Origin of the sequence: Xanthomonas sp. CFBP 8152, from assembly GCF_014199025.1 — a bacterium.
Taxonomy (GTDB): domain Bacteria; phylum Pseudomonadota; class Gammaproteobacteria; order Xanthomonadales; family Xanthomonadaceae; genus Xanthomonas; species Xanthomonas arboricola_B.
On sequence record NZ_JACHNO010000001.1, the window covers coordinates 945,763 to 958,224 of the forward strand.

At 65.5% G+C, this 12,462-nt stretch carries 10 protein-coding genes and 1 riboswitch; of the genes, 5 read left to right on the forward strand and 5 right to left on the reverse strand.

Going from position 1 to position 12,462, the window contains the following annotated elements; genetic code table 11:
• Positions 1 to 93: 93 nt before the first annotated feature.
• A riboswitch (SAM riboswitch) is annotated at positions 94 to 213 on the forward strand.
• A 71-nt stretch (positions 214 to 284) separates the two neighbouring features.
• Genes FHT09_RS03865 through FHT09_RS03875 form a run of 3 tightly spaced genes read left to right on the forward strand, consistent with a single transcriptional unit; the run spans position 285 to position 3,615 of the window.
• Positions 285 to 1,316, forward strand: a complete 1,032-nt coding sequence (locus FHT09_RS03865) for a homoserine O-succinyltransferase (RefSeq protein ID WP_053054152.1) — start codon at positions 285 to 287, stop codon at positions 1,314 to 1,316.
• Positions 1,313 to 2,530, forward strand: coding sequence for an O-succinylhomoserine (thiol)-lyase (locus tag FHT09_RS03870; RefSeq protein WP_104605619.1), 1,218 nt, complete (start codon positions 1,313 to 1,315; stop codon positions 2,528 to 2,530). Before FHT09_RS03865 ends, FHT09_RS03870 begins: the two co-directional genes overlap by 4 nt.
• On the forward strand, positions 2,527 to 3,615 hold the full coding sequence (locus FHT09_RS03875) for a homoserine dehydrogenase (protein ID WP_181141265.1): 1,089 nt from the start codon (positions 2,527 to 2,529) through the stop codon (positions 3,613 to 3,615). Before FHT09_RS03870 ends, FHT09_RS03875 begins: the two co-directional genes overlap by 4 nt.
• A 32-nt stretch (positions 3,616 to 3,647) precedes the next feature.
• On the opposite strand, the gene FHT09_RS03880 is transcribed toward FHT09_RS03875, so the two are convergent.
• The gene (locus FHT09_RS03880; RefSeq protein ID WP_104605754.1) at positions 3,648 to 4,643 is read right to left on the reverse strand and encodes an alpha/beta hydrolase; all 996 of its coding nucleotides are present in this window, start codon (positions 4,641 to 4,643) and stop codon (positions 3,648 to 3,650) included.
• A gap of 433 nt (positions 4,644 to 5,076) precedes the next feature.
• Positions 5,077 to 6,459, reverse strand: coding sequence for an L-serine ammonia-lyase (locus tag FHT09_RS03885; protein WP_104605615.1), 1,383 nt, complete (start codon positions 6,457 to 6,459; stop codon positions 5,077 to 5,079).
• Positions 6,460 to 6,544: 85 nt separating this feature from the next.
• Here FHT09_RS03885 and FHT09_RS03890 point away from each other — a divergent pair, with 85 nt between their 5' ends.
• The gene (locus FHT09_RS03890; RefSeq protein ID WP_104605613.1) at positions 6,545 to 6,778 is read left to right on the forward strand and encodes a glutaredoxin family protein; all 234 of its coding nucleotides are present in this window, start codon (positions 6,545 to 6,547) and stop codon (positions 6,776 to 6,778) included.
• Between the two features lie 112 nt (positions 6,779 to 6,890).
• On the opposite strand, the gene FHT09_RS03895 is transcribed toward FHT09_RS03890, so the two are convergent.
• Genes FHT09_RS03895 through FHT09_RS03905 form a run of 3 tightly spaced genes read right to left on the reverse strand, consistent with a single transcriptional unit; the run spans position 6,891 to position 8,700 of the window.
• Positions 6,891 to 7,460 (reverse strand): YceI family protein, encoded by a 570-nt coding sequence (locus tag FHT09_RS03895; protein WP_104605611.1) that lies wholly within the window; start codon positions 7,458 to 7,460, stop codon positions 6,891 to 6,893.
• A gap of 11 nt (positions 7,461 to 7,471) precedes the next feature.
• Positions 7,472 to 8,035 (reverse strand): cytochrome b, encoded by a 564-nt coding sequence (locus FHT09_RS03900; RefSeq protein WP_104605609.1) that lies wholly within the window; start codon positions 8,033 to 8,035, stop codon positions 7,472 to 7,474.
• Positions 8,036 to 8,037: 2 nt separating this feature from the next.
• Positions 8,038 to 8,700 (reverse strand): YceI family protein, encoded by a 663-nt coding sequence (locus FHT09_RS03905; RefSeq protein ID WP_104605607.1) that lies wholly within the window; start codon positions 8,698 to 8,700, stop codon positions 8,038 to 8,040.
• Positions 8,701 to 8,796: 96 nt separating this feature from the next.
• On the opposite strand from FHT09_RS03905, the gene FHT09_RS03910 reads away from it, so the two are divergent.
• Positions 8,797 to 12,363: a hybrid sensor histidine kinase/response regulator gene (locus tag FHT09_RS03910; protein WP_104605605.1), complete on the forward strand. Its 3,567-nt coding sequence runs from the start codon at positions 8,797 to 8,799 to the stop codon at positions 12,361 to 12,363.
• The last annotated feature ends 99 nt before the right edge of the window (positions 12,364 to 12,462 follow it).

Sequence of the window (12,462 nt, forward strand, 5' to 3'; positions counted from 1 at the left end):
GTCCATCGCAGGCAGGGGTGGTATCGGATGAAAATATATCTTTCCATCCGCATGAAGAGATTGACATCGCAGAAAAGCGGTGGCATCTTAGCCTCACCATCGAGACCGGCGGAGGGACAGGCCCTTTGATGCCGGGGCAGCCAGCGGAGCGCGCAAGCGCCCGCGTTTGGTGCCAAATCCTGCGGGGACGTCGTGTCCGCCGAAAGATGGTTCGAATCGTGCCTTGTGCACGTCGAACGCGAGCTCCCGCGAAGCTCGATGGCCGATCCACCCCGGATATCGCCATGAGCCTCGTGAATACAGCATCGCCATCACCGACCGAATACGCCGATACGCCCGCCGCCACCGACGACGGCTTGATCGCCGTGCGCGGTGAGCTTGTCATTGCCCTGCCGATGCGCCATGCCGGCATGCGCGAGCTGCGGCTGCGCTATGAACTGATCGGCGCCGCCAATGCGCCGGTGGTGTTCGTGGCCGGCGGGATTTCCGCACATCGCCATCTGGCCGCCAGCGACCTGTTCCCCGAGAAGGGCTGGGTGGATGGTCTGGTCGGTGCCGGCCGCGCGCTGGATCCGGCATCGCGTCGTCTGTTGGCATTCGATTTCCTCGGCGCCGACGGCACGCTGGATGCGCCGATCGATACCGCCGACCAGGCCGATGCGATTGCCGCATTGCTGGATGCGCTGGGGATCGCGCGTCTGCACGGCTTTGTCGGCTACTCGTACGGTGCGCTGGTCGGCTTGCAGTTCGCGACCCGCCATGCCACCCGCGTCGGCACCTTGATTGCGGTCAGCGGCGCGCATCGCGCGCATCCGTATGCCGCCGCCTGGCGTGCACTGCAGCGCCGCGCGGTGGCGCTGGGTCAGCTGCAATGCGCCGAAAACCATGGGCTGGCGCTGGCACGACAGTTCGCCATGCTCAGCTACCGCACCCCGGAAGAATTCAGCGAGCGCTTCGACGCGCCGCCGGAAGTGATCAATGGCCGCGTGCGCGTGGCCGCCGAAGACTATCTGGATGCCGCGGGCGCGCAGTATGTCGCGCGCACCCCGGTGACCGCCTACTTGCGGCTGTCCGAATCCATCGACCTGCACCGCATCGACCCGGCGCAGGTACGCGTGCCCACCGTCGTCGTTGCGGTGGAGGGCGACCGCCTGGTGCCGCTGGCCGACCTGGTCAGCCTGGTCGAAGGCCTGGGGCCGCGCGGCAGTCTGCGCGTGCTGCGCTCGCCCTATGGCCACGACGCCTTCCTGAAAGAAATCGATCGCATCGACGCGATCCTCGCCACTGCCCTTCGCATCACCGGAGAAACCGCATGAGCTTTCGTGACCCTGCCGACGCCCCCTGTACTGCCGCCACCGCCGCCGTCCGCGCCGGCATCGATCGCGACACTGCCTATGGCGCGGTGACGCCGCCGATCGTGCTGTCGTCGAACTTCTCCTTCGATGGTTTCGGCAACAAGCGCCAGTACGACTACACCCGCAGCGGCAACCCGACCCGCGATCTGCTTGGTGAAGCGCTGGCCGAGCTGGAAGGCGGCGCCGGCGGGGTGATCACCTCCACCGGCATGGGCGCGATCAACCTGGTGCTCAATGCGCTGCTGCAGCCGGGCGACACCCTGGTGGTGCCACACGATGCCTACGGCGGCAGCTGGCGCCTGTTCAACGCGCTGGCCAAGAAAGGCCACTTCGCGCTGATCACCGCCGACCTCACCGACCCGCGTTCGCTGGCCGATGCGTTGTCACAGTCGCCCAAGCTGGTGCTGATCGAAACCCCGTCCAATCCGTTGCTGCGCATCACCGATCTGCGCTTCGTCATCGAGGCGGCGAAGAAGGTCGGCGCGTTGACCGTGGTGGACAACACCTTCCTGTCGCCGGCGCTGCAGAAGCCGCTGGAGTTCGGTGCGGATCTTGTGCTGCATTCCACCACCAAGTACATCAACGGCCACAGCGATGTGGTGGGCGGTGCGGTGGTCGCGCGCGATGCCGAACTGCATCAACAGCTGGTGTGGTGGGCCAACGCACTGGGCCTGACCGGTTCGCCGTTCGATGCCTTCCTCACTTTGCGTGGTCTGCGCACGCTGGATGCGCGCCTGCGCGTGCATCAGGAAAACGCCGATACGATCGCCGAATTGCTGGACGGGCATGCGGTGGTCAATCAAGTGTATTTCCCGGGCCTGGCCGCGCATCCGGGTCATGCGCTGGCGGCGCGCCAGCAGAAGGGTTTCGGCGCGATGATGAGTTTCGAGCTCGATGGTGGCGAAGCCGCAGTGCGCGCCTTTGTCGATGGTCTGCGTTACTTCACCCTGGCCGAGTCGCTGGGTGGTGTGGAAAGCCTGATCGCGCATCCGGCCTCGATGACGCATGCGGCGATGACTGCCGAAGCACGCGCTGCCGCCGGCATTTCCGATGGCTTGCTGCGGCTGTCGATCGGTATCGAATCGGCAGAGGATCTGTTGATCGATCTGCGCGCCGGTCTGGCGCGTGCGGAGGCGACACTGACCAGCGCAAGCCGCAAACAGGTCGACGCGTGAGCACTGTGCTGCCTGTTTCGCGCCGCGCTTCGGCGGTAGCGGTGGCGCCGACACCGCGGCTGGCCTTGCTGGGCACCGGAACGGTGGGACGCGCGTTCGTGGCGCGCTACACCGCGCTGCAGGAGCGCCAGCTGCAGTTGCCGCGCTTCGACTGGTTGGCCAATTCGCGCATTGCCCACGATTGCGGCACCAGCGCCGCCCAGGCCCTGCAACAGGCCAATGCTGCGCCGCGCGGCCAGACCGTGCTGCAACCCTGGGCGGAGACCACCGCCTTGCGTGTCGGGGATGTGCTGGTGGATGCGACCGCCAGCGATGTCGTCGCCGATTGGCATGTGGAATGGCTACTGCGCGGCGTGCATGTGGTGACTGCCAACAAGCTGGGCCAGGGCACCGCGTTGTCGCGGGCGCAGGCCTTGCACGCGGCGCGTCACGCCAGCGGTGCGCATTACGGCGATAGCGCCACCGTCGGGGCGGGGCTGCCGGTACTGAGCAGCGTGCGCGCGCTGGTGGCAGGCGGCGACCATATCCATTCGATCGAAGGCGTGTTGTCCGGATCGCTGGCATGGCTGTTTCATCGCTACGACGGCAATGGCGCGTTTTCAGATTGCGTGCGTGAGGCGATGGCGGCCGGCTATACCGAGCCGGATCCGCGTATCGATCTGTCGGGCGAGGACGTGCGGCGCAAACTGCTGATCCTGGCGCGTACGGCTGGGTGGCAACTGGAAGCCGAACAGGTGCATGTGGAATCGCTGGTGCCCGCGAGCATTGCGCGGGTGCCGCTCGATACCCTGGATGCGCAGCTGGGCGTGCTGGATGCGGTGGTCGGCGCGCGCTGGCAGCAGGCACGTGCCGCAGGGCGTTGCCTGCGCTTTGTCGGCCGCGTGGATGCGCATGGTGCCAGCGTCGGCTTGCGCGAGTTGGCGCTGGATCACCCGCTGGCCGGCGGCGCCGGCACCGATAACCGTGTCGCCATCAGCAGCGATCGCTATCGCCAGCAGCCATTGCTGATACAGGGACCGGGCGCGGGTGCCGAGGTGACGGCGGCGGCGTTGCTGGATGACGTGTTGCGGATTGTGGCTGGGTAGCGGGTTGGGGAAGTGGAGAGGACCGGCTCTGCTTACTGCGCAAGCGCCTTCAATAACGCGGCATTGAAACGTGTCGGGTCCTGCACCTGCGGCGAATGTCCGAGGTCGGCGAATTCGACGAGCTTGGCGTTCGGAATCGCCTCGGCCGCACGCTTGCCTAGCGTGGTGTAATCGCCGACACGTGCCTTGACCTCGGGCGGTGCGGTGTCCTTGCCGATCGCGGTGCGGTCCTTGAGGCCGATGAACAATGTGGTCGGCACGGCAAGTTTGGGCAGTTCGTAGACCACTGGCTGGTTGAACACCATGTCGTAGGTCAGCGCCTGGTTCCAGGCAACTGCCTGCCTACCTCTGCCCAGCGACATGCCGGCCTGCATGCGCGCCCAGCGTTCGAACTCGGGCTTCCATTGGCCGGCGTAGTAGACCTCCATCTGATACTTCTTGATGCGCTCGAAACTGATCTTCAGTTCATTGTCGTACCAGGCGTCGACGCTGCGCCAAGGGATGCCTTCGGCCTTCCAGTCTTCCAGGCCGATTGGGTCCACCAAGGCCAGGTGATCGGTGGACTGCGGATACATCAGCGCGTAACGGATGGCGAGCATGCCCCCCATCGAATGGCCGACCACCACCGCACGTTCGATGCCCAATTTTTTCAGCAGTGCCTGCGTGTTGTTGGCCAGCTGCGCGAAGGAAAACTGATAGGCGGCCGGCTTGCTGGACTTGCAGAAGCCCACCTGGTCAGGCGCGATGACGCGATAGCCGGCGGTGCTCAAGGCCGCGATGGTCTGCTCCCAGGTAGCAGCGCAGAAGTTCTTGCCATGCAACAGCACGGCAGTGCGCCCGTTGGGTTTGCCGGTGGGCGCGACATCCAGGTAGGCCATTTCCAGCGTCTGCCGTTGCGAGGTGAACGCAAAGGTCTTGACCGGATACGGGTAGTCGAAGCCTTCCAGGCGCGGGCCGTAGCTGGTTTCCTGCGCCAACAGGGGGCCGCAGGCCAGGGCCAGGGCGAGAGTGCAGGCAAGCTGTCGCATCGCGATCTCCGTCGGAACCAGCGTCAAACGGTACATGGCGGCATGTGGTGGGGACGTACAGCGCTGTCATGCGACTGCATCGGCGGGCGCGGCCGTTGGACGTATCGCCCTGTTTGGCGATCTGCAGACAGTGACTGCAATCACACCATGGCAGGGCATCTTGCATGGCTGCGCCGCGCGCCGGCTTCCGGCGAGCGATAACGATCGCAATGGCCCCATCCGCACTTCGGAGCCCGTGCCCCGCAGGCGGCAGAAGGGTGTCTGCGGGGGCACTTGTTGCAGGGCAAGACGTTCGCGGCCTGCTCGATCTGCGCCGCTTTCTGCTCTTGCCAGAGGGGAGGGGCGGGGCGTCTTCTTCCGCGTGCGCGACGGGTGCGCAGCGCGCTGCCGCGCTCGGTGGCGATACAGGGCGCGGCCCGGGGCCGCGCCCGGCTCAGCATTCGATGACGTTGACCGCCAGGCCACCGCGGCTGGTTTCCTTGTACTTGTCCTGCATGTCGCGGCCGGTGTCGCGCATGGTCTTGATGACCTTGTCCAGCGACACCTTGTGCTTGCCGTCGCCGCGCATGGCCATGCGGCTGGCGTTGATCGCCTTCACCGCGCCCATTGCATTGCGTTCGATGCACGGGATCTGCACCAGGCCGCCGATCGGGTCGCAGGTCAGGCCCAGGTTGTGCTCCATGCCGATTTCCGCGGCGTTTTCGATCTGCCCCGGGTTGCCGCCCAGCGCGGCGACCAGGCCGCCGGCGGCCATCGAGCAGGCCACGCCCACTTCGCCCTGGCAGCCGACCTCGGCGCCGGAAATGGAGGCATTTTCCTTGTAGAGGATGCCGATGGCTGCAGCGGTGAGCAGGAAGTCGAAGATGCGCTGCTCGGATGCACCGGGGCAGAAGCGGTCGAAGTAATGCAGCACCGCCGGGATGATGCCGGCTGCGCCATTGGTGGGTGCAGTGACCACGCGGCCACCGGCCGCGTTTTCCTCGTTGACGGCCAGTGCGTAGAGATTGACCCAGTCCAGTGTGGTCAGCGGATCGCGCATTGCCGCTTCCGGTTTGGACGACAGCTCGCGGTACAACGCCGGTGCGCGCCGCGAGACGTTCAGGCCGCCCGGCAGCGTCCCTTCCTGGCGGATGCCGCGCTCCACGCAGGACTGCATTGCCGCCCACAGCTCGCGCAGACCAGCGCGAATCTCCTCCTCGCTGCGCCAGCTCTTTTCGTTCTCGAACATCAGCGCGGCGATGCTCAGGCCGCTGCGTGCGCATTGCGCGAGCAATTCGTCGCCGCTGAGGAAGGGGTAGGGCAGCGGCGTTTCGTCGGCCACGATGCGGTCGTCGGCGGCATCGTCCTGGTTGACCACGAAACCGCCGCCGACCGAGTAGTAATCGCGCGTGGCGATCACCGCTTCATCGGCATCGTAGGCGGTGAAGCGCATGCCATTGGTGTGGTAGGGCAGCTTCTGCCGCTTGTTCATCGGCAGGTCGCGCTTTTCGTCGAAGGCGATGACGTGCTGGCCCATCAGGCTGATGCGCTTGCTGGCGCGGATGCGCTCCAGCGTGGCCGGGATGATGTCCGGGTCGATCAGGTTGGGGCGGTGGCCTTCCAGGCCGAGCAGCACGGCCTTGTCGGTGCCATGGCCACGGCCGGTCAGGGCCAGCGAGCCGAAGACTTCGGCGCGGATGCGCACCACATCCTGCAGGCGGCCGGCGTCGAGCAGCCAGCGATGCACGAAGCGCTCGGCCGCGCGCATCGGCCCCACGGTGTGGGAGGAACTCGGACCGATGCCGATCTTGAACAGGTCGAACGTGCTGACAGCCATGCTTGCCGGAGAGGTGAGCGTAAAGGCGGCTATTCTAGTCGCTCGGCGCTTGCGGCACGGCTGCAGCGCAGCATGAGAGTTCCGGATGGCCTTGGTCCTGTACCAGCGCGACGATTGCCACCTGTGCGACCAGGCCGTGGAAGTACTGGCGCAGGCACGCGCAGGCGAGTTCAGTAGCGTCTTCATCGACGGCGATGCGGCGCTCGAGTCCGCTTATGGTGAGCGCGTGCCGGTGGTGTGCGATGCGGATGGGCGTGAGTTGGGTTGGCCGTTCGATCGCCGGCGTTTGCGCGAGTGGCTGGATGCCGGCGTGCGCTGATGCAACAGGCGACAACTGTGCGGCGGCGATGCGTTTGGCACAGGCGTAAAGGACGGCGGCCCGACGAGGTCGGCCGCCGTTCAATGGCCGCGTCCGGTTGCGGCCGGTGGCGTTACTTCGCCTTGAATACCACCTTGGTGCTGATCGCGGTCTCGTTGGGAATGGTCTTGGTATCGGCCCAGTCGCCGCCGCCGACGCCGAAGTCCAGGCGCTTGACCAGCGCCTTGCCGGCCAGCACCGGCTGCGCGCCGGGTGTCCAGGTGAAGGTCAGCGTGACCGGCTTGCTGACGCCGCGCAATTCCAGCGTGCCATCGGCCGCGTACTGATTGCCGCCGAGTGCGCGGACCTTGTCGGCGCGGTAGCGCGCGGTGGCGAACTTGGCCACGTTGAAGAAGTCCGGCCCTTGCAGGGTCGAATCACGATCGTTGTTTCCGCTGATGGCACTGGCCAGGGGAATGCGCACATCGAGCTTGGCGCCGACAAGATTGGCCGGGTCGAAACTCAGTGTGGTGTCGAAACCGGGAAACTTGCCGGTAAACACTTCGCCGTCGTACTTGCTGGCAAATACCAGCGACGAGCCGGGCGCCTGCACGTAATCGGCAGCGAGAAGCGGGGCGGCAGCGAATGTGGCCACCAGGGCGGCGGCGACCAGCAGGGGAGAGGCGAGCAATCTGGACGACATGGGGAAATCCTTCAGGGTTTGGAAGAGAGCCAACCGCGCGGCAACATCCGCACCAAGGTGGCGTCACGCTGGAACAGGTGGTGGTAGAGCGCAGCGCCGGCATGCGCCAGCACCACGGCTATCAACAACCAGAAGCCCCACTCGTGGACGAAGTGCGCAACCGCACGCAATTGTTCGTCCGGCGGGCTGAGCTTGGGCACGGCAAACAGGCCAAACCAGCGGAACGGGCGCAGGCCGCTGGTGGAGTCGTACAACCAGCCCGACAGCGGCATCGCAAAGATCATCGCGTACAGCAGCCAGTGGGTCAGCCCGGCGATGCGTTCCTGCCAGCGTGGGGTGCCGGCCACCGGCGGCGGCGCGCCCGCATACAGGCGCCAGCCCAGCCGCACGATCACCAGTGCCAACACGCTCAGGCCCACCGACTTGTGCGCGGTGTAGACCCAGAAGTATTTCGGTGTCTTGGGCAATTCGCCCATGGTCAGGCCGACGATGCCCAGCACCAGGATCAGCAGTGCGATCAGCCAGTGCAGGGTCTGGCTGACACCGCCCCAGCGTTCGATGTTCTTCAGGGTCATGCTCAGGATTCCGGGCTGGGCGCAGCGTCAGGGGCGGCGGGTGCGTTTTGAGGTTGCGGTTGCGGCGTGTCGTCGTCGGCGCGGCCTTCGCGCACGGCTTCGGCTTCGATACGCAGTTCCACCGTATCGCCGATCATCGATTTCCACGCGTCGATGCCGAACTCCGCACGGCTCAGCGTGGCCGTGGCGGAAAATCCGGCAGTGCGGCGGAACGGCGGCAGTGGATGGCGTTTGAGCGCATTGAGGGTGACGTCCAGGGTGACCGGGCGGGTGACCCCGTGCAGGGTCAGATTGCCGGTGACCTTGGCGTGGTTCTCGCCGCTGGCTTCCACCTGCGTGGAGACGAAATGCGCGTCGGGAAACCGCTCGGCGTTCAGTAGGTTGCGTGCCAGGGTGGCCTGGTTCCACTTGGCATCGCCCAGGTCGGCGCGGTGCAGCGGCACGGTCACTTCCAGCCGTGCCGAGGCCCAGTCGTCCGGGTCGAACACCAGCGTGCCGCTGGTTCCGGAAACGGTGCCCAACGCCTTGGAAAAGCCGGCATGTTCGACTGCGAACAGGACCCGCGTGTGCACCGGATCCAGCGCGTACCGCGCCGGCGCAGCGGTTGCGGCGAGGCTGGTCACGACCAGGGCGGGAAGCAGCAACAGGCGGGCAAGGGTTGTCATGGGCGGATTCTAGACATATCCCGCTGCACCGCGCTTGGCTTGCGCTCGCAACGATCCGTTGCGAGCATGCGGGCTGGACGTGGAAAGGATGCCCACATGCGTGCGTTTGCCGTTTTGCTCGTCTTGCTGCTGGGCGCATTGCCCTGTGCGGCGAAGATTCCGGAGATCCCGCGTTTCCGGATCGTGGGTCCCAGCGACGGACTCCCATCGACCATGGTGGTTGCGATCCACCAGGATCGTGCCGGCTATCTGTGGCTTGGCACCCTGGATGGTTTGGTGCGATACGACGGCGCAGGATTCAGGACCTGGCGACACGATCCTTCCGACCCGGCATCGTTGCCCTGCAACGCGATCCAGGCGCTGCACATCGACGCGCTGGACAGGATATGGATCGGCTGCGGCAAGACGCTGAGCGTCATGGATGCAGGACGAAGCCACTTTCGGCACTACCGCGCGGTTGACTATCCGTCGATGAAGGACGGCGAGATTTACAGCATCGCTGCGTTCGACGGCGATATCTGGGCCGGAACCACGACCGGCGCGCTGGTTCGCATTGATGCTTCCGGCGCGATGTCGTCGGTGGATCTGGGGATGGTCGATGGCAACCTTGACCAGGCCATGGTCATGAATCTTGCGGCGGACAACCGGCGGCGGCTGTGGATCGGAACCAGTAGCGGCCTGGCCTATTACGACGGAAAACGTCTGCATCGCGTACATGTCCCGGACGAACCGAACCGGCAGTCCGCCATCTTCGGTCTGCAATGGGCGGGGGACCGTCTGTGGCTGGGCAGCGAGTCGGGATTGCATGTCATGGGATCCGACGATCAATGGCTGCCGCTTCCCTGGGGGACGATGTTCGGCACCGGCAACGAATTCTGGGGTGCAGTGGCTGCCCCGGACGGCGAATTCTGGCTGGGAAGCGGACGCGGTCTGTGGCGGACCCGTGGCGAGCGTCCACCGGTCCCTGCCTTCAGCGGTGAAGGGCCGTTGTCACGCCGTAATGTCATTGGCCTGCTGGGAGCAGCCGATGGAGGGCTTTGGGTTCCGATGCATGGTACCGGCCTTGGGTATTTGCCGGCAGACTGGAAGCGCACCGCCGTGCTCAAACCACCGGTGCCGACGGGCGATGCCATCTATTGCAACCTGGCCCCTGCCACCCGTTCTGGTGGCCTGTGGCAAGTCGATGCAGAAGGGCGCTTGTTGCGTGTCGATCCAGGCACCGGCGACACGTTTCAGACAGGTCTGCAGTCGCCGCATCTCAAGGACATGGAGTTGGTATCGGCGCTGGAGGATCGCCTGCAACGTGTGTGGCTGGGCAACTTGAGCTTTGGTCTTTCTCGCATGGATCTGCGTACGGGTGAATTCATCCACTGGCCGTCCCATGGCCCTGAACCGGCGTCGGCGCTATCGGCGCCTGACTGGATCATCGAGCATGGTGACACGGTATGGATGGCCTTCATCGACATGCTGCAGCAGCGCGATTTGCGTAGCGGTCGTGTCCTGCAGCGCATTACGCAGCAAGACTTGCACGGCCTGCGCGATATCGCCGTACAGCAGCTGGAACAGGGCCCGGACGGGCGTGTCTGGGTTGCAGGCGAGGGCGGCATGTTTGCCTGGGACGACGCGTCACGCCGGTTCGTGCCGGTCGCAGGCCTGGAAGGAACGCAGGTCCAGGCATTTGCCAGCCAATCGCCGGACATGGTCTGGGTGTATCGGGCCATCGGTGCAGAACAATGGAAAAAAACCGCGACACGTTGGGTGCGCGTGCGCCAAGTGGGCCAGGCTGATGGCCTGACCGGGTTCGACGCGTCCGCAATGCGGATCGACGCGCGTGGCAGGGTCTGGATTTCCAGCTTGCGCGGGCTATGGCGGATCGACCCTTCGGTAACGCCGGCACGGCTGCGCAATATCGGCACGCGCGATGGATTGACCAGCCAGGAGTTCACCCAGCATTGCCTGCTGATGGCAGGCGATATCCTGATCGGTGCGACCAGCGATGGCTCTACCGTGCTGCTGGATACAGCAATGCCCGATATCGCACCGTTCGTACCTGCATTGCAGCTGGAGCATGTCAGCGTGCTACGCAATGGCGCACGCATCGCGTTACCCATGGATCGCCCGTTTCAGCTGGGTCCTGGAGATCGCCAGTTGCAGATCGTCAGCCGTCTGCTGTCGTACAGTGATCCGCTTTCCAATCGTTATCGCAGTTTCCTGAAAGGCTTCGACACCGACTGGCAGACGTCGGGCAATGCGGGAATCCGAGAATTTGCCAGTTTGCCTGCCGGTAGCTACGAACTCGCGCTGCAAGGCGTGGATCCGCTGGGCAATCGCTCACAGATGCGCTCGCTGCGGTTCTCGGTCAATCCACCATGGTGGCGCAGTGACGCAGGCATCGCGCTCATCTGCCTGCTTGGGTTGCTGCTGAGCGCATTTCTTGCGGCCGCCTATCGTCGCCGTGTGCGCATGCGCGCGCAGTGGCAGCTGGCCCAGCACAAACGCGAGCTGGCCGAACAGGCATCGTTGGCCAAGACGCGCTTTCTTGCGACGCTCGGGCATGAAGTGCGCACGCCGATGACCGGTGTGCTGGGCATGAGCGAGTTGCTGCTGCAGACGCCGCTGGATGGACGTCAGCAGGGTTATGCCAGTGCGATCCAGCTGGCAGGCAAGCATCTGCTGCGGCTGGTCAATGATGCGTTGGATCTGGCGCGGATCGAGGCCGGCAAGCTGCCGTTGGATTACCGCGACTTCGATCTGCGTCAGCTGATCGGGCAGGTGGCCGAGCTGGTGCGCCCGAGCGCCGAGCACAAGCAGTTGGCCTTTGCGTGCGAGCTGGACGACGCGCTGCCGCCGGCATTGCATGGCGATGCCAGCCGGGTGCAACAGATCCTGCTCAACCTGTTGTTCAATGCGGTCAAATTCACCGAGCACGGCAGCGTCAGCCTGCGTGTTGCGGTGGTGCCGCAAAGCCACAGGCACGGCATCCGGATCGACGTGTGCGATACCGGCCCGGGCATGAGCGCAGAACAGCGCGGGCGCCTGTTCCAGCGCTTCGAGCAGGCCGAAGGCGCCGTGACGCTTGCCCGGCATGGCGGCAGTGGCCTGGGCCTGGCGATCTGCCGCGAACTGGCGGCGGCGATGGGCGGTACGGTGACGGTCAGCAGCGAACTGGGGCAAGGGGCATGTTTTGCGGTCGAGCTGCCGCTGCGCTGGGTGAGTGTGCTCCCCGCGGTGCCTGCGCCTGCACGCGCAACCTCGCCGCAGGCACAGGCACCCTTGCAGCTGCTGCTGGTCGAAGACGACCCGACCGTGGCGCAGGTGATCGTTGGCCTGTTGCAGACGCGTGGCCATCAGGTCACCCATGTCCTGCATGGCCTGGCGGCGTTGGCCGAGATAAGTACGCGCAGCTTCGACGCGGGTCTGTGCGATCTGGATCTGCCGGGCATCGACGGTGCGTCGTTGGTGGCGCAGTTGCGCGCGCGCGGCGTGCGCTTTCCGATCGTCGCGGTTACCGCACGTGCCGATGCCGACGCAGAACCGCAGGCGATGGCCGCCGGCTGCAATGGCTTCCTGCGCAAGCCGGTCACCGGCGAGCTGCTGGCGCAGGCACTGGCACGTGTGCTGGCCGACGCCGTCGATGCGCACGACGTGCCGGCCGCCGACTAGGAGCGGCCGACAAAAACGTAGTGCCGCCTGACGGCTGCGCCGTAGTTTTGTTGGCCGCTCTGAGCCCGGCTGCCATGAAGCGGGTCACGTGCAGTCCCG